Source organism: Methylobacterium crusticola, from assembly GCF_003574465.1.
Classification (GTDB): domain Bacteria; phylum Pseudomonadota; class Alphaproteobacteria; order Rhizobiales; family Beijerinckiaceae; genus Methylobacterium; species Methylobacterium crusticola.
The window spans coordinates 1-19,201 of record NZ_QOWC01000162.1; the positions used below are offsets into that span (position 1 = coordinate 1).

Here is a 19,201-nt window from a genome sequence, read left to right on the forward strand (position 1 = left end):
GGCCGCCGCCGCGCGCGTGCGGCGCTGGTGCGACGGCTACGCGCGCCTGCCGGGGCTGCCCGACGAGCTGACCGGGCCGGACGGCGCCCTGCGGCCGGCCTGGGCGGGCTTCCTCGGCCACCTCGCGGCCCTGCCGGACCAGGAGATCGCCGCCCGCTTCGCCTCGGCGGACCGGCACATCCACAACACCGGCATCGCCTACCGGGTCTACGGCGAGGCGGCCGAGCGCGACTGGCCCCTCGGCGTCCTGCCGCTCCTGATCGAGGGCGCGGAGTGGGAGGCGATCGCCGCCGGGGTGGCGCAGCGCGCCCGGCTCCTCGAGGCGGTGCTGGCCGACCTCTACGGCGAGGGCCGGCTCGCCGCGGACGGGCTCCTGCCCGCCGCCGCGGTGGCGGGCGATCCCGAGTTCCTGCGGCCCCTCGCCGGGGTCGCGCCGCCCGGCGGGCGCCACCTCCACCTCTACGCCGCGGACCTCGCCCGCGGGCCGGACGGCGCCTGGCGGGTGCTGGCGGACCGCACCCAGGCCCCCTCCGGCACGGGCTACGCGCTCGAGAACCGCATGGTGCTCGCCCGCGCCCTGCCGGAGGTCTACGGGGCCATGGCGGTCGAGCGCCTGGCGCCGTTCTTCCAGAGCTTCCGCGACGGCCTCGCGGCGGCGGCCGAGCGGGTCGAGCCCCGCATCGGCCTCCTGACCTCCGGCCCCTACAGCGACACCTACGTCGAGCAGGCGGTGCTCGCCCGCTACCTCGGCCTCGCCATGGTGGAGGGCGACGACCTCCTGGTGCGGGACGGCCGGGTCTCGATCCGCACCGTCGCCGGGCTGAAGCGCGCCGACGTGCTCTGGCGCCGGGTCGACGGCGACTTCGTCGACCCCCTCGAGCTCAATCCCGCCTCCCGCCTCGGGGTGCCGGGTCTCGTCGAGGCCCTGCGGGCCGGCGCCGTCGCGATGGGCAACATGCCGGGCGCCGGCCTCGTGGAGAGCGGCTGGCTCGCCGCCTACCTGCCGGCCCTGTGCCGGCGGCTCCTCGGCGAGCCCCTGCGCCTGCCGGGCCTGCGGACCTGGTGGTGCGGCGACCCCGCCCAGGCCGCGGAGGCGCTCGCGCGCATCGACGGGCTGGCCCTGCGGCCGGCCGCGGCCCCGGCGCAGGGCGCCTTCACCAGCCGGGCCTTCGGCGAGGCCCGGGGCGAGGCCGAGACCGGGCGCCTCCTCGCCGCCCTGCGCGACCGGCCCGGCGACTTCGTGGCGCACGAGCCCGTCCGGCTCTCCACCGCGCCGGTCTGGGACGGCGCCCGGCTGGTGGCGCGGCCCTTCGTGCTGCGGGTCTTCGCGGCCGCGACGCCGGCGGGCTGGCACGTGATGCCGGGGGGCTTCTGCCGCATCTCGGAGACCCCCGACGTGCGGCCGGTGGCGATGGGCGCAGGGGTCCGGGCCGCCGACGTCTGGGTCCTGGCGCGCGGCCCCGTCGAGCCCGCCGCCACCCTGCTGCCGCGGGGCGACGCGGTCGCGGTGCGCCGCGTGCCGGGCCTCCTGCCGAGCCGGGCCGCCGACAACCTGTTCTGGTTCGGCCGCCACCTGGAGCGGGCGGAGGCGATGATCCGCCTGACCGCCTGCCTGCTCAACGGCGCCGGCGCGATCTCGGTGGCGGAGGAGGACCGGGGCACCTCGGCCCGCCTGCGCGCCATCCTGCACGCCTGGGGCGCCGTGCCCTCGCGGGAGGGGAGCGCGGCGCACCTCGCCGCCTCCGCGCTCTCGGACGCCGCGCAGTGGGGCTCGGCCCGGGCCCACGGGCTCGCGGCCCGGCGCAACGCGGCCTTCCTGCGCGAACGGCTCTCGAACGAGACCTGGCGGGCGCTGAGCGCCCTCCTGTCGGCCCTCGAGGCCCCGGGCGCGAGCCCGGATTCCGAGGCGGCGCTCCTCGACCAGGCCGAGCGGGCCCTGAGCCTCGCCGCCGCCCTGTCGGGCCTGGCGCAGGAGAACATGAACCGGGCCGGCGGCTTCGCCTTCGTGGACATGGGCCGGCGGATCGAGCGGGCGATCAACACCTGCCGCTTCGCCAAGGTGTTCGGGGGCGCGGCGGCGAGCACCGACGACCTCGGCGTCCTGCTCGACCTCGTCGATTCCCGCATCTCCTACGGCGCCCGCTACATCCTCGGGGTCGCCCTCGCGCCGGTGCGCGACATGGTGCTGCTCGACCCCTTCAACCCGCGCTCCGTCGCCTTCCAGGTCGAGCGCCTCGCCCGGCACCTCGACCGCCTGCCGGCCCTGCGCCAGGACGGCGTCCCGGAGCCGCAGGTGCGGCTGCTCCTCGGCCTCTCGGGCGAGATCGCCGGCGCGGAGGCGGGCGCCCTGTCCCCGGAGGCGGTGGAGGCCTGGGAGATGCGCCTGTGGGCGGTGGCCGAGGCGGTGGCGGCCCGCTACTTCCCCGGGGGGCCGGACGCCGCCCGGCCCGAGACCCTGACGACCCTCGCGTGATCTACCACCTGCGCCACCTCACCTCCTACCAGTACCGCAACCCGGTCGGGTTCGCGCGCTGCGCCCTGCGCCTCGTGCCCGAGACCGGCGACGGGCAGACCCTCCTGTCGCACGACCTCGCGGTCCAGCCGGCCCCGCGCCTGCTCTCCGAGCGCCGCGACTTCTTCGGCAACCGCACGGCGTCGCTCACCGTCGAGACGCCCCACCGAAGCTTCCGGATCGACGCCCGGGCCCGCGTGCGGGTCGAGCGTCCGCCCCTGCCGGATCCCGGCCTCGGCTTGGCCTGGGAGGCGGTGCGCGGGCGCGTGCTCGGCCTCGCGAGCCTCGCCCCGGACGCCCCCCTGCACTTCGTCGCCCCGAGCCGGCGGGTGCCGCTCCTGCCCGAGGTCACGGACTACGCGCGGGCGAGCTTCCCGCCGGGCGGGGGCGCCTACGCGGGCGCGTTCGACCTGATGCGCCGCATCCGGGCCGACTTCGCCTTCGACGCCGACGCCACCGAGGTGGCGACCCCGCTCGCCGAGGCCTTCGCGGGCCGGCGCGGGGTGTGCCAGGACTTCTCCCACATCATGATCGCGGCCCTGCGCGGCCTCGGCCTGCCGGCCGCCTACGTCAGCGGCTACCTGCGCACGCGGCCCCCGCCGGGCCGGCCGCGCCTCGAGGGGGCCGATGCCAGCCACGCCTGGGTGGGGGTGTGGTGCGGCGACCGCTGGCACGGCCTCGATCCCACCAACGGCATCGGCGTGCGCGACGACCACGTCGTTGTCGCCCGCGGGCGCGACTACGCCGACGTGGCGCCGGTCTCCGGCATCATCGCGGGCTCGGGCTCGCAGAGCCTGCGGGTGGCGGTGGACGTGGTGCCGGAGGACGAGGCGGCCTGAAAAGGGCGCCAGCGCCCGCGCGGCCGCTTTCCGCACGACCGGATTCCGGGCGGCCGCCCGGCGCGGGGCCGCCCGCCGGAGGGGGTGCGCCGGCGCACGACGGCGCCTGCCCGGCATGCTATGATGCCGGGCTCCCGACGGCGGGGTCGCCGTCCCGGATTCGGAGCCGGACATGATCGCCGGAAGCTTAGCTGTGGCGGGGTCGCAACACCCCGAAACCATCCCAGGTTTGCCCCAGACCGCCCGCCGCTCCGCCGCGATCCCGCCATAAACCAACGGCACTCAACGGCCACGTTAAACGATTGTCCCTTCAAGGTTTTATCGTGGTCCGTGGGCAACCCGGGACTGCGGGCGACGCGGAAGGACAACCTCAGCCAGGTGTCGTTTGAGCGTCGCCGTCCCGGGACGGTGCAGCGGGATGGAGCCGGCAGAACCGGCCCTTCAAGAAAACACGGGTACGGGACAGGTCATGGACGCGCGTCACACCACCGACAAGTCGAAGCTGCCGAGCCGGTACGTCACCGAGGGGCCGGACCGCGCGCCGCACCGCTCGTACCTGTACGCCATGGGCCTGACCCGGGAGCAGATCCACCAGCCGCTCATCGGCGTGGCGTCCTGCTGGAACGAGGCGGCGCCCTGCAACATCTCGCTCATGCGCCAGGCGCAGGCGGTGAAGAAGGGCGTGGCCTCCGCGGGCGGCACGCCGCGCGAGTTCTGCACCATCACGGTCACGGACGGCATCGCCATGGGGCACCGCGGCATGCGGGCCTCGCTGCCCTCCCGCGAGGTGATCGCCGATTCCGTCGAGCTGACCATGCGGGGCCACGCCTACGACGCGCTCGTGGGCCTCGCCGGCTGCGACAAGTCCCTGCCCGGCATGATGATGGCGATGGTGCGCCTCAACGTGCCGGCGATCTTCATCTACGGCGGCTCGATCCTGCCGGGCTCGTTCCGCGGCCAGCCCGTCACCGTCCAGGACCTGTTCGAGGCGGTGGGCAAGCACTCGGTCGGCGCCATGAGCGACGACGACCTCGATGAGCTCGAGCAGGTCGCCTGCCCGTCGGCGGGCGCCTGCGGGGCGCAGTTCACCGCCAACACCATGGCGACGGTGTCCGAGGCGATCGGCCTCGCCCTGCCGTACTCCGCCGGCGCGCCGGCCCCCTACGAGATCCGCGACAGATTCTGCGCCACCGCCGGCGAGATGGTGATGGACCTCGTGGCGAAGAACATCCGGCCGCGGGACATCGTCACCCTGCGGGCGCTGGAGAACGCCGCCACGGTGGTTGCGGCCTCCGGCGGCTCCACCAACGCCGCCCTGCACCTGCCCGCCATCGCGCACGAGTGCGGCATCAAGTTCGACCTGTTCGACGTGGCCGAGATCTTCCGGCGCACGCCCTACGTCGCCGACCTGAAGCCCGGCGGGCGCTACGTCGCCAAGGACCTGTTCGAGGTCGGGGGCATCCCGCTCCTGATGAAGACCCTGCTGGATCACGGCTTCCTGCACGGCGACTGCCTGACGGTGACGGGCCGCACCATCACGGAGAACCTCGCCAAGGTGGCGTGGAACCCCAACCAGGACGTGGTCCGCCAAGCCGACACCCCCATCACCCCCACGGGCGGCGTCGTGGGCCTGAGGGGCAACCTGGCGCCGGAGGGCGCGATCGTGAAGGTCGCCGGCATGCCCCTCGACAAGCAGGTCTTCGCCGGCCCGGCCCGCGTCTTCGACAACGAGGAGGCCTGCTTCGACGCGGTGAAGAACCGCCGGTACCAGGAGGGCGACGTCCTGGTGATCCGCTACGAGGGCCCCAAGGGCGGCCCCGGCATGCGCGAGATGCTGTCGACGACGGCCGCCCTCTACGGCCAGGGCATGGGCGACAAGGTCGCCCTCATCACCGACGGGCGCTTCTCGGGCGCCACCCGCGGCTTCTGCGTCGGCCATGTCGGGCCCGAGGCGGCGGTGGGCGGCCCGATCGGCCTCCTGAAGGACGGCGACGTCATCCGCCTCGACGCCATCAAGGGCACGCTCACGGTGGACCTCACGGACGACGAGCTCGCCCAGCGCCGCGCGGCCTGGCAGCCGCGGGCCAACGACTCGACCTCGGGCTACCTCTGGAAGTACGCCCAGACCGTCGGACCGGCGGTGAACGGCGCCGTCACGCATCCGGGCGGCGCCCAGGAGACGCTCTCCTATGCGGACATCTAGGGCGGGCCGCACGTCCGTGCCGAGCCGGGCCCGTCGGATGCTCGCCTGCGCGCTCGTCGGCCTCGGGCTGGCGGGCGCGGGGCCGGCCGCGGCGCTCGACGCCTCCGCGCGCACGCCGGTCCCTGGCGGCTACCGCAACGCCCGCGAGGCGATGCGGACGGGCATGCGCGACTACAATGCCGGCGACAAGGAGGGCGCCGCCCGCGCCCTCGAATACGCCGCCGGCCAGGGGCACGCCCTGGCGCTGTGGAAGCTCGGCCGCATGTACGCGGAGGGCGACGGCGTCCCGCACGACGACCTCAAGGCGTTCGAGTTCTTCTCCAAGATCGCCGACGAGAACGCCGACGAGGGACCCGACGCCCCCAATGCCGGCGTGGTGGCGAGCGCCTTCACGGCGCTCGGGCGCTACTTCCTCGACGGGATCAAGGGCTCCTACGTCCAGTCGAACGTCGAGCGCGCCTACGACATGTTCAACTACGCGGCGTCGTACTACGGCGACCCGAACGCGCAGTACAACCTCGCCCGCCTCTACCTCGACGGCACCGGCGTGTCCCAGGACCCGCGCCAGGCGGCCCGCTGGTTCAACCTCGCGGCCGAGAAGGGCCACCCGGCCGCGCAGGCGCTGCTCGGGCAGCTCCTGATCAACGGCCAGGGCGTCGCGCCCCAGCGCGCCCGCGGCCTCGCCTGGCTGACGCTGGCCCGGGACGCCGCCGAGGGATCGAAGGACCAGTGGATCGTCGCCCTCCAGGAGCAGGCGATGGCGGCCGCCAACGAGCGGGACCGGGCCGAGGCCCAGGCCCAGGTCGACGGGTTCTACCGGCGCAGCGCCAAGAGCCGGTGACGGACCGGTGACCGGATGAGGGCGGCCGGGCGCCGGCGCCCCTCCGTCAGCCCCTGCGGGCCGCGATGGCGGTCCGGACCGACGGCCGCTCCGGCGTGGCCGCCACGGAGGCGGCGAGCCTCGGCCAGCGCGCGGCGTCGACCGCCTCGCCGGCGAGCCGAGGGTTGTGGAAGCCCGTCGTCACGGCGCCGTCCGCGGTGCCGAACGCCCCGCCGACGAGGCAGGCTCCCGCGGCCTGCTCCTCCAGGGTAGGTGAAGAGCCGCGGTGGCGCCTCGGTCATTGCCCGTCGCAGCACCGCCTCGTCGCAGGGCTGGCCCGACATCCCCGGCCGCGTGACGCGCTGGGGCGGACGGCTCGGTCGTCGGCGCGAGCATCCCGGCGTCGCCGGACTTGTCGAACCGGACCGCCCGGCCGGTGCCGGGCCGGCCGCCCGATGCCGGGCGGATCACCGCTTCGGCGGGGCGCGCACTGGTCAGCGGCCCGTGCCCGCGCGATACTCCGCCGCCAGGGCCGGCCGGTCTTGCCCGCCCGCCTCAGGAGTGCGTTGAGCGTGGAGGACACCCTCGAGCTGCGCGAGCGCCTCACCCGCGCCTGGCGGGCCGTCCTGGACAACGCGGTGGACGGCGGCAGCCCGCCCGACGCGGTGGTGGAGACCATGGCGGCGGTGGCGCATGCGCGCTTCGCCGAGCTGTTCGGCGCGCCTGCCGCGGCGAGCTACCTCGCCCTCCTCGCCGAGCAGATGCGGGAGGTCGACCACGACGAGGCCGCCTCGCTGATCCGGGGCGAGGCGCCGCCGGCCGCCCCGGAGACGGAGGCCGAGCCGCTGATCGACCCGGCCTGGATCGACCGCGACGGCCCGATCTGAGGCCGGGCGCCCGGGCGGGGCGCGCGGCCTCACCCCACCTCGTCGCCGAGCACGTCCCGGGCCCACCGGAAGGCGCCGTTGGCCGCCGGCACGCCGGCGTAGATCGCCGTCTGGAGCAGCAGGGCCTGGAGCTCGCCCACGCCGACGCCGTTGCGCAGCGCCGGGCGGACGTGGAGCTTGAACTCCTCCTCGCGGCCGAGCGCCACCATCATGGCGAGCGTCACGAGCGAGCGGGTCTTCCAGGGAAGGCGCGGGTCGCCCCAGACCTCGCCCCAGGCGGTCCGGGTGATGAAGTCCTGCCAGGGTCCGGCGAAGTCGCCAGCCGCCGCGAGGGAGCGGTCGACGTGGGCCTCGCCGAGCACGCTGCGCCGGTTGGAGAGCCCGTCGCCGAACGCCACCGCGCCCGTCGCCCGCTCGCCGGCCTCCCGGTGGCGGTCGAGGAAGGCGAGGAGGTGGGCCGCGGCGGCCGCCGGCTGCTCGACGGCGAGGAGGTGGGCGGCCCTCGGCAGCACCACGAGCTCGGCCTGCGGGATCCCGGCGCAGATCTCCTCCGCCATGGCGGGCGGGGTCGCGGGGTCGTCCCGGCCGGCGATCACCAGGGTCGGGGCGGTGATGCGGCCGAGCGCCGGCCGCAGGTCCATCCGGCCGATCGCGTTGCAGCAGACCGCGTAGCCGGCGGCGTCGGTGTCGACGAATTGCCGGCGCACCGGCGCCACCGCGTCCGGGGCGGCCGCGGGGAAGCCCGGCGTGAACCAGCGGCCCATCGTGGCGTCCACGATGGCGGCGGTGCCCTTGGCCCGCACGGTCTCGGCCCGCTCGTTCCAGGAGGCCTCGCTCGGCATGAAGGCGGCGGTCGCCATCAGGGTCAGGCTGACCACCCGGTCCGGGGCCCGGCTCGCCGCTGCCTGGCCGGTCATGCCGCCGAGGGAGAGGCCCGCCACGTGGGCGCGGGCGATGCCCAGGCCGTCGAGGAGGCCGAGGAGGTCGTCGGCGAGGTCCTGCACCGAGGCCGCCTCGTCGCGGACCTGCGAGGCGCCGTGGCCGCGGGTGTCGTAGCGCAGCACCCGGTAGCGGCCCCGCAGGTGGGGCAGGAGCGGGTCCCACATCGCCATCGTGGTGCCGAGGGAGTTGGAGAGCGCCAGGACGGGCGCGCCGCTCGGGCCGGAGAGGTCGTAGCTCAGCGTGGTGCCGTTGGCCTGGATCAGGGGCATGGCGGGTCGGGTCCTCGGGACGGGTTGCGGGAGGGGGCGGGCCGGTCCCGCCGGGACGTGGAAGGCTCAGGCCGGGCCGGCTCCGGCCGGGCCGGTCCGGGCCGGCGCGAGCCCGGCGGCGAGGCGCCCCGCCTCGGCGAGGCGCGCCACCTCGGCGAGGGCGCGGTCCGCCGTGCGGGCGCCGGCCCGGATGGCGGGCGTCAGGTCGAAGGCGGCCGCGACGTCGCTGCCCGCGGTCTCGGGGCGGGAGTCCAGCACCTCGGCAAGCGAGCCGGCTCCGTCGCGGACCGCCCCGGCGGCCTCCTCCACCAGGGCATGCGCCGCCTTGGCGCCGAGCCGCGGCGACAGGCGCGAGGCCGCCGCGTCGGCGAAGAGCAGGCCGCGGGTGATGTCGAGGTTGCGGCGCATCCGGTCGGGATCGGGCGCAAGCCCCTCCGCCAGGGCCCGCGCCTCGCGGAGCGCGCCCGAGGCGAGGCCGAACAGGGAGGGCAGGGCGTGCCACTCGGCGTGCCAGGCGCCGGCCGGGCGCTCGTGCGCCGCCGCCATCCCGTCGAGGAGCGTCAGGCTCATGCCCTTGGCGGCCCCGAAGGCCGAGAGGATCACCGTGGACGAGACCGGGTTGCGCTTGTGCGGCATCGCCGAGGAGCCGCCGCGGCCGGGCACGTAGGGCTCGGCCACCTCGCCCACCTCCGTGGTCGCGAGGTGCGCGACGTCGGTGGCGAACTTCGCGAGCGCCCCCATGAGCAGGGCGAGCCAGGACCCCGTCTCGGCGATGCGGGCGCGCCGGGTGTGCCAGGGCGCGAGGTCCGGGTGCAGGCCGAGGGCCGCGGCGAAGCCCTCGCCCACCGCCTCGGCCTCGGCGCCGAGGCCCGCGAGGGTCCCGACGGGACCGCCCAGGGAGGCGGTGAGCACCCGCCCGCGCAGGGCCGGCAGGAGGGCCCCGACCTCGGCGATGCCGAGCGCCCAGACCGCCGCCTTGTAGCCGAACGTGACCGGGGCGGCGTGCTGGCCGTAGGTGCGCCCGACGCACGGGGTCTCGCGGTGCCGCCGGGCGAGGCCCGAGAGCCCGTCGAGGATCGCCGCGAGGTCGGCCGCCACGAGGTCGAGGGCGTCCCGCACCTGGAGCACCAGGGCGGTGTCGGCGATGTCCTGGGTGGTGGTGGCCTTGTGGAAGGCGGGCTCGAGCCCGGGGGCGAGCGCCTGCTGCACCGCCTTGACGAAGGGGATCACCGGCACGCCGGAGACCGCGGTCCGGCGCCCGAGGCCGGCCGGGTCGAGCGACCCCGGGTCGATCGCCGCGATGGCCCCGGAGAGCTCCGCCGGCACGAGGCCGGCGGCGGCCTGCGCCCGGGCGAGAGCCGCCTCGGCCCGCAGCATCGCGGCGACCCGGGCCTCGTCGGCGAACACGGCCCGCATCGCGTCCGTGGCGAAGAGGGGCCCCAGGAGGGCGGAGTCGAGGGCCGAGAGCGTCATGCCCTAGGCCGCCGGCGCGAGGTGGAGCTGCGCCCTCGCCTCGGCCGGGGTGGCGACGCGCCGGCCGTGGCGCGCCACCATCTCGGCAGCCAGGGAGACCAGCTCGGCGTTGCTCCCGGCGAGGCGGTCCTTGCTGATCCGGATGTTGTCCTCGAGGCCCGTGCGCACCGCGTCGGCCCCGCGCGCCAGCGCCCAGCCCATGACCCCGGCCTGGTGGCGCCCGATGCCGGCGGCCGTCCAGGTGGCCTTGGGCAGCACGCGCCGCGTCTCGGCGAGCAGGATGTCGAGGAGGTGCTCGTCGGCCGGCATGGCGTTCTGCACGCCCATCACGAACTGCACGTGGGGGGCCTCGTCCATCAGCCCGGCCTCGATCAGCCGCCGGGCGCCGTGGATGTGCGAGAGGTCGAAGATCTCGATCTCCGGCCGGATGCCGTTGCGGCGCATGGCGGTGGCGAGGTCGGTCACCAGCGTGGCGTGGTTCTCGTACACGATGGTGGGGAAGTTCACCGAGCCGGTCGAGAGCGAGGCCATGTCGGGCCGGTGGACCAGGGACAGGCCGCGCGCGCCCGGGTCGCGGCCGCGCCCGCCGGTGGAGAACTGGACGATCATGCCGGGGCAGTGCTTGCGCACGCCCTCCTGCACGGCGGCGAACCGGTCCGGATCGGAGGAGGGGGATTCGTCGTCGTTGCGGACGTGGATGTGCACCAGGGTGGCGCCGGCCTCGAAGGCCTCGTGGGTCGACTCGACCTGCTCGGCGACCCGGGTCGGGAGCGCCGGGTTGTCCTTCTTGCGCGGCACCGATCCGGTGATGGCGACCGCGATGACGACGGGGTTCATGGGTGTCTCCTGCGGGTTTCTCGGTGGGGGCTCGCCGCGCCGGGACCGCCCGGGGGGGCCCGGCGCGCCGGGTCAGACGTCGAAGAACACGGTCTCGCGCGGGCCCTGGAGGTGGATGTCGAGGACGTAGGTCGGCGTGCCGCCCCGGTCCTCGCGGGCCGCGATCAGGCTGTCGCGCTGCTGGCCGCGCTCCACCAGGTTGAGGACCGGGTCGTTGGCGTTGGCCTCGGCCTCGTCCGCGAAGTAGAGCCGGGTCTGGAGCCCGATGTTGATGCCCCGGGCCGCGATCCAGAAGTTGATGTGGGGCGCCATCGGCCGGTGGCCCTTGCGGCCCTCGACCGGGCCGGGCTTGACGGTCTCGAAGAACCACAGCCCGGTCTCGAAGTCGGAGCCGGCGCGGCCCCAGCCCCGGAACGTCTCGTCGACGGGCTTGCCCTCCTGCCGGTCGGCCGGGTGGTTGTAGCGGCCGGCGGCGTTGGCCTGCCAGATCTCCACCAGCACGTCGCGCACCGGCGCGCCGGCACCGTCGAGGACCCGGCCCTCGACGCGGATGCGCTCGCCCTGCGTGCCGGGGCCGACGAGCACGTTGGAGAAGTTGGTCTCGAAGATGTCGAAACCGGCCTGGTGCGGGATCAGCCCGATATGGACGTAGGGCCCGGCGGTCTGCGAGGGCGTCTCGTGCAGGCGGGCGGGAAGCGGCTGGACCATGTGGCTCTGTTCCCTCAATTGCCCTGGAGCTTGTTCTCGAACAGCGTCTGCTGGCGCCCGCGCAGCACGATATCGAACTGGTAGGCGAGCATGTCGAGGGGGATCGCGGCGGCGAGGTCGAGCGGCGCGATCAGGCGCTCGGCCGCGGCCCGGTCCGGGATGCCGAGCACCATCGGGTCGCGCCAGATCAGGGGATCTCCCTCGAAGTACATCTGGGTGATCAGCCGCTGGGCGAAGCCGGAGCCGAACACCGAGAAGTGGATGTGGGCCGGCCGCCAGGAGTTGAGGAAGTTGCGCCAGGGATAGGGCCCGGGCTTGATGGTGCGGAAGTAGTAGTAGCCGTCGGCGTCCGTGAGCGTGCGGCCGCAGCCGCCGAAGTTCGGATCGATCGGCGCGAGGTAGCGGTCGTTGCGGTGGCGGTAGCGGCCGCCCGCGTTGGCCTGCCAGAACTCGACCAGCGTGTCGGGGATGCCGCGGCCGTTCTCGTCGCGCACGTGGCCGTGCACGAAGGCGCGCTCGCCGATCGGCTCGCCCTCGCGGGCGTAGTTGAGGATCAGGTCGTTGTCGAGCGGCCCCAGCTCCCCGTGGCCGAAGGCCGGGCCGGTGACCTCGGAGAGGGAGGATTGCAGCGAGATCATCGCCCGCCGGGGCGAGCGCAGGACGCTCGTCTTGTAGTCCGGCGTGAAGGCGGGCGGGTGCACGCCGCGGTCGCGCTGCAGAAATTCCCGATCGAGATGCGTCACGTGTCTCCTCCTTGCGCTACCGGGCCGGCCTTCGAGGGCGGGCGGGTCGTGTGAGCTTAATGCGGCCGCGGCCGCGCGCCATGGGCCGGCCTCGGCGGCCCCGGGGCCCGATGCCGGTTGTGCGGTCGGGGATGGTCCGGGGCAAGCCTCGCGGGGGCGGTCGGGGGGCTGTTCACGCACCGGGGCTGCCCACGGGACGGGGCCGCTCACTGGCGCTGCGCCAGGGCGCCGCCGCTCAGCGCCGCCAGGTACTCGGAGAGCGCGCGCACCGACGAGAGCGTCCCGGCCGCCGCCAGGAGCTCGGGCGCCAGGGCGTCCCGGTGCGCCTCGGTCAGGCGCTGGCTCGGGCCGGCGATGCTGAGGTTGCCGATGGCGCGCCCGGTGCCCGGATGCACGATGTTGGCCGCCATGGCGGCGGTGCCGGCGGCGTTCGTCTCGTGCACCCAGGCGTAGCCCCGCGCGCGGGTCTCCGCCACGAGGGCGAGCAGGGCCGGGAGCGTGCGCGGCGCGTTCGGGCCGCAGGCCTCGGGCGGGCTGAAGCCCTGGCGCAGGGCGAGCTCCGCCGCCTCCTCGTCGGGCAGGCTGGCGAGCCAGGCAAGGCCTGTGGCGGTGGTGGCGAGGCGCACCTCGCTGCCCATGTCGCCGTCGTAGCGCAGGCCCGAGCGGGCGCCCTGCGCCTTCGCCACCCAGACGAGGCGCGGGTAATCCACGATGGCGAGGCGCGCGAGCTCGCCGCTGAGGTCGGCGAGGCGGTTCAGGACCGACTGGGCGATGTCGACCACCCCGGAATTCGACAGGTGCTTGAGGCCGAGCGTGGCGAACTTGGTGGTCAGCAGGTAGCGGCCCGACTCCACGTCCTGCGCCACGTACCGGTAGGCCACCAGCTCGGCCAGGAGCCGGTGGGCGCCGCTCTTGGGGATGTGGAGCGTGTCGGCGATGGTCTGGAGCGGCAGGCCGCGCGCGTGGGCGGCGAGCAGCTCGACCAGGTCCAGGACACGCCGCAGCAGGGAGCCCGCCATCTTCCGCTCGAAACTGGAACGTTGTTCTGGATTTGAATGATGTTCCGATCTATGTCAAGCGACGGCGGGACTGGGCGGGAGAGGGCGGCATGCGCGGGAGCGGGCAGCGGGACACGCTGATCGGCATCGCCCTGATGGTCGGCGCGGTGGCGGGCTTCGCCTGCATCGACGCGTCGGCCAAGCTCCTCAACCGCTCGATGAACCCGCTCCTCGTCGTGGCGGCGCGCTACATAGGCAGCTTCGTGCTGGTGGCGCTGGTCTTCGGCCCGCGGGCGGATGCGGGATTGCTGCGCACGCGCCGGCCCCTGCTCCAGGCGCTGCGCTCCTTGAGCCTCGTGATCTCGACGGTCTGCGCCTTCTTCGCGCTGCGCTACCTGCCGCTCGCGCAGGTCACCTCCATCACCTTCGCGTCGCCCCTCGTGGTGGCGCTGATCGCCGGGCCGCTCCTCGGCGAGCGGGTCGGCTGGCGCCGGGTGGGGGCGGTGCTGGTGGGCTTCGCGGGCGTCCTGGTGGTCAGCCGGCCCGGGATGGCGGGCATGCACCCGGCGGCCCTGCTCGCCGTGGTGACGGCCTGCGTCAACGGCCTCTACATCGTGGCGACGCGCCTGCTCGCCGCGCACGACCCGCCCGAGACGACGCTGATCTACACCGGCCTCGTCGGGTCGGTGCTGATGGCGCCGGCGGTGCCGTTCCTGTGGGAGAGCCCGTCCGAGCCCCTGGTCTGGGCCGGGATGGCGGCCATCGGCGCCTTCGGGGCGCTCGGCCACTGGCTCCTGATCCTCGCCCACAAGCGCGCGCCGGCCTCGACGCTGGCGCCCTTCGCCTACGCGCAGCTGATCTGGGCCCTGATCCTGAGCCTGCTCGTCTTCGGCGACCTCCCGGACCGCTGGACGGTGATCGGGGGCGCGGTGGTGGCCGCCTCCGGCCTCTACCTGCTCTACCAGGAGCGCCCCCGGGCGGCGGCGCCCGGCGGGGAGAGGGCGGCGTGACGGCGCGCCGCCCGCGGCCTCACGTCACCACCGACGGCCCGGTGCGCCCGGTGCGGGCCGCGATGCCGGCGATCGCCTCGGCGGCGGCGACGACCGGGGCCAGCATCTCGGTGCTGGGCGCGTCGAGGCGGTCCCGCGCGTAGCGCTCGAGGTAGACCCGGAGCGTCGCCCCGACCGTGCCCGTCCCCGAGAGGCGGAACACCACCCGGGCATCCTCCCGGAACAGCACGCGCACGCCCTGCCGGGCGGTGACCGAGCCGTCGACCGGGTCGGCGTACGCGAAGTCGTCCGCGGCCTCGACCGTGAGGTCGCCGAAGCGCCGGCCCGGCAGCGCCGCGAGCGTGCCGCGCAGGGCGGCCATCAGCTCCTCGGCGGCGGCGTTCTCGACCTCCTCGTAATCGTGGCGGGCGTAGTAGTCCCGCCCGTAGGCCGCCCAGTGGTCGCGCACGACCTGGGCCGCGGGCTTGCCGGTGGCGGCGATGAGGTTGAGCCAGAGCAGCACCGCCCAGAGCCCGTCCTTCTCCCGGACGTGGTGCGAGCCGGTGCCGGCGCTCTCCTCGCCGCAGAGCGTGATCCGGCCGGCATCCAGGAGGTTGCCGAAGAACTTCCAGCCGGTCGGGGTCTCGTAGGCCGGGATGCCGAGGCTCGCCGCGACCCGGTCGGCGGCGCGGCTCGTCGGCATCGAGCGGGCGATCCCCGCGAGGCCCCCGGCGTAGCCCGGCGCCAGGTGGGCATGGGCCGCGAGGATCGCGAGGCTGTCGCTCGGGGTGACGAACAGGCCCGGCGCCACGATCATGTTGCGGTCGCCGTCGCCGTCCGAGGCGGCGCCGAAATCCGGCGCGTCCGGGCCGGTCATCAGCGCCATCAGGTCGTGGGCGTGGACCGGGTTCGGGTCCGGGTGGTGGCCGCCGAAATCGGGCAGCGGCACCCCGTTCACCACCGTGCCGGCGGGGGCGCCGAGCCGCCGCTCCAGGATCTCCCGGGCGTAGGGGCCGGTGACGGCGCTCATGGCGTCGAACCGCATCCGGAAGCCGGCGGCGAACAGGGCCGCGATCCGGGGAAAGTCGATCAGCGTCTCCATCAGGGCGGCGTAGTCGGCGACCGGGTCGATCACCGTGACGGTCGCCTCGCCGAGGGCGACGTCGCCGAGGCGCTCGAGGTCGATGTCGGGCGCCTCGACGATGCGGTAGGCGTTGATCGCCCGGGTGCGGGCGTAGATCGCCTCGGTGACGGGCTCGGGCGCCGGGCCGCCGTTGCGGCCGTTGAACTTGATGCCGAAATCGCCCTCGGGCCCGCCGGGATTGTGGCTTGCCGACAGCACCACCCCGCCGAGCGCGCCGCTCCTGCGGATCACGCAGGAGGCCGCGGGCGTCGAGAGCAGGCCGCCCTGTCCGACCAGGATGCGGGCGAACCCGTTCGCCGCCGCGATCTTGAGCGTCGTCTGCACCACCTCCCGGTTGAGGAAGCGCCCGTCGCCCCCGACCACCAGCGTCGCGCCGGCCCGCTCGGGGAGGGTGTCGAAGATCGCCTGGACGAAGTTCTCGACGTAGGCGGGCTGGCGGAAGACCGGGACCTTCTTGCGCAGGCCCGAGGTGCCGGGCTTCTGGTCGGGGAAGGGCTGCGTGGGGACTGCCAGAACGGTCATGGTGTCTCGTCTCGGAGGGCCGGCGGGGCTCGCCGCGTCCCCGCCCCCGGCTTATGACGCCCGACCCGCCCGGCTGCCAACCCGCGCGGGCGGGGACGCCGCGCGGCGCGTCAGGCCGCCATCACCCGCGGCTCGGCCCCGGCCGCGGGTTCCGGTTCCCCGGTGAGGTGCGCGAAGGCCGCGATGGCGCTCGGCCGGCCGAACAGGTAGCCCTGGGCCTCCGGGCAGGCCTCGGCGCCCAGGAAGGCGAGCTCGGCGATCGTCTCGACGCCCTCGGCCAGCACCGGGAGGCCCAGGCCGCGGCCGAGGCCCAGCACCGTGCGGACGATCGCCGCGGCCTGCTCGCTCGTGTCGACCGAGCGGGTGAAGGAGGCGTCGATCTTGATCTTGTCGAACGGGAAGGCCCGCAGGTTGGAGAGCGAGGAGTAGCCAGTGCCGAAATCGTCCATGGCGATGCGCACCCCGAGCGCCTTGACCTTGCGCAGGGTCGCGAGCGCCCGCGGCAGGTCGCGGATGAGCGCCGTCTCGGTGATCTCCAGCTCGAGACGCTCGGCCGGCAGGCCGGTGGTGAGGAGCACGGCGTGCACCAGCTCGGCGAAGGCCGGGCTGTGGATCTGCACCGCCGAGACGTTCACCGCCACCCGCAGGGGCCGGCGCCACGAGGCCGCCTCCCGGCAGGTCTCGCGCAGGACCCACTCGCCGATGGCCAGGATCGCGCCGGTCTCCTCGGCGACGGGGATGAACAGGGCGGGCGAGACGTGGCCCCGCTCGGGGTGGATCCAGCGCAGCAGCGCCTCGAAGCCGACGGTCTCCCCGGTGTCGATCCGGGTCTGCGGCTGGTACACGATGGCGAGCTCGCCCCGGGTGACGGCGTGGCGCAGGTCGTGCTCCATGAGCCGGCGGTCGCGCACCTGCGCGCCCATCCGCGCCTCGAAGAAGCGGTAGCAGCCCCGCCCGTCCGACTTCGCCCGGTAGAGGGCCGTGTCGGCCTGGTTCATCAGGGTCTCGGCGTCCTCGGCGTCGTGCGGGAACAGGGCGATCCCGAGGCTCGCGGCCGCGATGGCGCCGGCCGGCCCCATCTCGGCCTCCCGCAGGGCGAGCAGGATCGCGGCGGCGGCGGCCTCCGCGCCCGCGGCGTCGAGGTTCGGGGCGAGGATCGCGAACTCGTCGCCGCCGAGCCGCGCCAGCATCTGCCCGGGGGCGAGCGCGCCCGTGACCGCGCGGCAGACCTCCCGCAGCAGGGCGTCGCCGCCCGCGTGCCCGAAGAGGTCGTTGACCTCCTTGAAGCGGTCGAGATCGAGGCAGATCACCGCGAGCGACCGTCCGGCCGCGCGGGCGAGGGCGATCTCCTGCACGAGCCGGGCGTTGAAGCTCGGGCGGTTGGGCGCCCCCGTCAGCGCGTCGTGGTGGGCCAGGAACGCGATGCGCGCCTCCGCCCGCTTGCGGGCCCGCAGGTCGCGCACCGCGACCGCCGCGTGGGGCCGGCCTGCGTAGTCGATCACGCGCCGGATCACCTCGACGGGCACGAGGCTGCCGTCGGCGCAGCGCAGCTGCCGCTCCGCGGCCGCGAGCCCGTCCGCGTCGGGCTCGGCCGGCCCGCCCTCCTCGGACAGGATGGCCGGGAGGCCGGTCCCGGCCAGGGCGGCGGGCGCCAGGCCGGCCAGGCGCGCGAAGCTGTCGTTGACGGTGACGATGCGGTCGCCGTCGCAGACCACCAGCCCCTCGACCGCCGCGTTGGCGAGGCCCCGCATCCGGTCGCCCTCGAGGGCCGCGCGCCGCTCGTCGCGCACGTGCAGCCACAGCCCCGCGAAGGCCAGCACCAGGATGGAGACGCTCGCCAGGGCCACCGCGACGGCGAGCGCCTGGGCCGGCATGGCGGTGCCGGACGGCGCGATGCCCGGGTCGGGCACGATCGTGGCGGCCCGCATCGCCGTGAAGTGCAGGGCGCAGATGCCCGCGGCGAGGAGCCCCGCGGCGCCGAAGGTCGCGCGCACGGAGCCGCCCCGGAGCGCCGTCCTGAGCGCGAGGCTGCCGAGCGCCGTCCCGGCCGCCAGCCCGCCCGCCACGTAGGCGAGGTCCCAGGTGATCCGGCCGGCGACCTCGAAGGCGGCCATCCCGGTGAAGTGCATGGCCGCCACGCCGAGGCCCACCTGGGCGCCGCCCGCCCAGGCGGCGCCGGGCAGCGCCGGCCTGAGCGCGATCCAGAAGCCCGCGCCCGTCATCGCGACCGCGATCGCGAGGGAGAGCCCGGTCAGGCCGAGGTCGTAGGCGGTGGGGAGACCCGGCGAGAAGGCCAGCATGGCGATGAAGTGCGTCGCCCAGATCCCCGATCCGCCCGCCACCGCCGCGACGGCGAGCCAGAGCCGGCGCGGCCGCCCGGGATACCGGCGCGCGTAGTCGAGGAGCGCCAGGCTGGTCGCTGCGGCCAGGGTGCAGATGAGTGCCGCCAACAGGACGAGGCGCAGGTCGTGGCTGTCGACGATGCAATTATAAATTGAAATCACGTCGGTCCCCGCCGCCATGCCCGCTCGACGCAACTGTGTGCATGGATCATCTTAAGAGATCTTGTTATTCCTTGGCGCGCCGATGCCCGCGACGCCGCGTGGTGAAGGGTGTCCTACCGGCGCCAGGCCCAGGGGCGCGGCGAGGCCCGGGGGCGCGGCGAGGCGCGGCTGGCGGCGGGTGCGGTCCGTCCGCTAGGGTGAGCGCGGTCGAGACACGGGAAGTCGAGCGAGATGCAGAACCACGATCACGGCGGGCCGCCGGGGCCGGCCCTGGACGAGGACACGATCGCCTTCGCGGGCCGGGTGTTCCAGTACGCCCGCCTCGGCCACCACGCCGAGCTGGGGGATCTCCTGCGCATGGGGCTGCCGCCGAACCTGCGCAACGACAAGGGCGACACGCTGCTGATGCTCGCGAGCTACCACGGCCACGCCGAGACGGCGGGCCTGCTCCTCGCGCACGGCGCCGACGCGGAGCTCGCCAACGACCGCGGCCAGACGCCGCTCGCGGCGGCCGCCTTCAAGGGCGCGATGCCCGTGGTGCTGGCGCTCCTCGACGGCGGCGCGGCGGTCGACGGGGCGGGCCCGGACGGCCGCACGGCCCTGACGACGGCGGCGATGTTCAACCGCACCGAGATGGTCGCGCTGCTCCTGTCCCGCGGCGCCGATCCGGGGCGGCGGGACGCGTCCGGCCACACGGCCGAGAGCGCGGCGCGCGCCATGAGCGCGCCCGACACCCCCGGGCAGCTCGCCCGCGCGGCCGGGGCTGAGGGCTCCCCGGACGCCGGCGCGCCGGCCTGAGGCGGCGGGCCGG

The 19,201-nt window shown here is 75.3% G+C and carries 16 protein-coding genes; 7 read left to right on the forward strand and 9 right to left on the reverse strand.

The features are described from left to right. The 4 genes from DT057_RS27840 to DT057_RS27855 form a co-directional block, all read left to right on the forward strand. Positions 1–2,473, forward strand: a 2,473-nt coding sequence (locus DT057_RS27840) for a circularly permuted type 2 ATP-grasp protein (RefSeq protein ID WP_128565339.1), incomplete at its 5' end; no start/stop codon positions are given. Beyond that, entirely contained in the window at positions 2,470–3,351 is an 882-nt protein-coding gene (locus tag DT057_RS27845) for a transglutaminase family protein (protein ID WP_128565340.1), read from the forward strand. The genes DT057_RS27840 and DT057_RS27845, both read left to right, overlap by 4 nt. A gap of 469 nt (positions 3,352–3,820) precedes the next feature. Next, the gene (gene ilvD, locus DT057_RS27850; RefSeq protein WP_128565341.1) at positions 3,821–5,554 is read left to right on the forward strand and encodes a dihydroxy-acid dehydratase; all 1,734 of its coding nucleotides are present in this window, start codon (positions 3,821–3,823) and stop codon (positions 5,552–5,554) included. After that, entirely contained in the window at positions 5,541–6,395 is an 855-nt protein-coding gene (locus DT057_RS27855) for a tetratricopeptide repeat protein (RefSeq protein ID WP_407068101.1), read from the forward strand. Before ilvD ends, DT057_RS27855 begins: the two co-directional genes overlap by 14 nt. 46 nt (positions 6,396–6,441) lie before the next feature. Here DT057_RS27855 and DT057_RS35665 read toward each other — a convergent pair whose 3' ends face one another. Then, positions 6,442–6,579: a hypothetical protein gene (locus DT057_RS35665; protein ID WP_162501530.1), complete on the reverse strand. Its 138-nt coding sequence runs from the start codon at positions 6,577–6,579 to the stop codon at positions 6,442–6,444. A 367-nt stretch (positions 6,580–6,946) separates the two neighbouring features. Here DT057_RS35665 and DT057_RS27860 point away from each other — a divergent pair, with 367 nt between their 5' ends. Next, entirely contained in the window at positions 6,947–7,261 is a 315-nt protein-coding gene (locus tag DT057_RS27860; RefSeq protein WP_238313487.1) for a hypothetical protein, read from the forward strand. Positions 7,262–7,290: 29 nt separating this feature from the next. Here DT057_RS27860 and pcaDC read toward each other — a convergent pair whose 3' ends face one another. The 6 genes from pcaDC to DT057_RS27890 form a co-directional block, all read right to left on the reverse strand. After that, complete coding sequence (gene pcaDC / locus DT057_RS27865; RefSeq protein WP_128565344.1) at positions 7,291–8,472, reverse strand: bifunctional 3-oxoadipate enol-lactonase/4-carboxymuconolactone decarboxylase PcaDC; 1,182 nt, start codon at positions 8,470–8,472, stop codon at positions 7,291–7,293. Between the two features lie 66 nt (positions 8,473–8,538). Further along, positions 8,539–9,945 (reverse strand): class-II fumarase/aspartase family protein, encoded by a 1,407-nt coding sequence (locus DT057_RS27870; RefSeq protein WP_128565345.1) that lies wholly within the window; start codon positions 9,943–9,945, stop codon positions 8,539–8,541. A gap of 3 nt (positions 9,946–9,948) precedes the next feature. Then, positions 9,949–10,782 (reverse strand): 3-oxoadipate:acetyl-CoA acetyltransferase, encoded by an 834-nt coding sequence (locus DT057_RS27875; protein WP_128565346.1) that lies wholly within the window; start codon positions 10,780–10,782, stop codon positions 9,949–9,951. A gap of 72 nt (positions 10,783–10,854) precedes the next feature. Continuing rightward, entirely contained in the window at positions 10,855–11,490 is a 636-nt protein-coding gene (gene pcaG, locus DT057_RS27880) for a protocatechuate 3,4-dioxygenase subunit alpha (RefSeq protein ID WP_128565347.1), read from the reverse strand. A gap of 14 nt (positions 11,491–11,504) precedes the next feature. Further along, complete coding sequence (pcaH, locus tag DT057_RS27885; RefSeq protein WP_128565348.1) at positions 11,505–12,233, reverse strand: protocatechuate 3,4-dioxygenase subunit beta; 729 nt, start codon at positions 12,231–12,233, stop codon at positions 11,505–11,507. A gap of 206 nt (positions 12,234–12,439) precedes the next feature. Beyond that, positions 12,440–13,252, reverse strand: coding sequence for an IclR family transcriptional regulator (locus tag DT057_RS27890; RefSeq protein ID WP_128565349.1), 813 nt, complete (start codon positions 13,250–13,252; stop codon positions 12,440–12,442). 89 nt (positions 13,253–13,341) lie between these two features. On the opposite strand from DT057_RS27890, the gene DT057_RS27895 reads away from it, so the two are divergent. Then, a complete protein-coding gene (locus DT057_RS27895) occupies positions 13,342–14,241 on the forward strand; it encodes a DMT family transporter (RefSeq protein WP_128565350.1) in 900 nt (299 codons plus the stop codon). A gap of 19 nt (positions 14,242–14,260) precedes the next feature. Here DT057_RS27895 and DT057_RS27900 read toward each other — a convergent pair whose 3' ends face one another. After that, positions 14,261–15,886 (reverse strand): alpha-D-glucose phosphate-specific phosphoglucomutase, encoded by a 1,626-nt coding sequence (locus DT057_RS27900; protein ID WP_128565351.1) that lies wholly within the window; start codon positions 15,884–15,886, stop codon positions 14,261–14,263. A gap of 110 nt (positions 15,887–15,996) precedes the next feature. After that, complete coding sequence (locus DT057_RS27905) at positions 15,997–18,408, reverse strand: EAL domain-containing protein (protein ID WP_238313489.1); 2,412 nt, start codon at positions 18,406–18,408, stop codon at positions 15,997–15,999. 213 nt (positions 18,409–18,621) lie between these two features. Between DT057_RS27905 and DT057_RS27910 the strand changes: the two genes are divergently transcribed. Then, complete coding sequence (locus DT057_RS27910) at positions 18,622–19,188, forward strand: ankyrin repeat domain-containing protein (RefSeq protein WP_128565352.1); 567 nt, start codon at positions 18,622–18,624, stop codon at positions 19,186–19,188. Positions 19,189–19,201 lie beyond the last annotated feature (13 nt).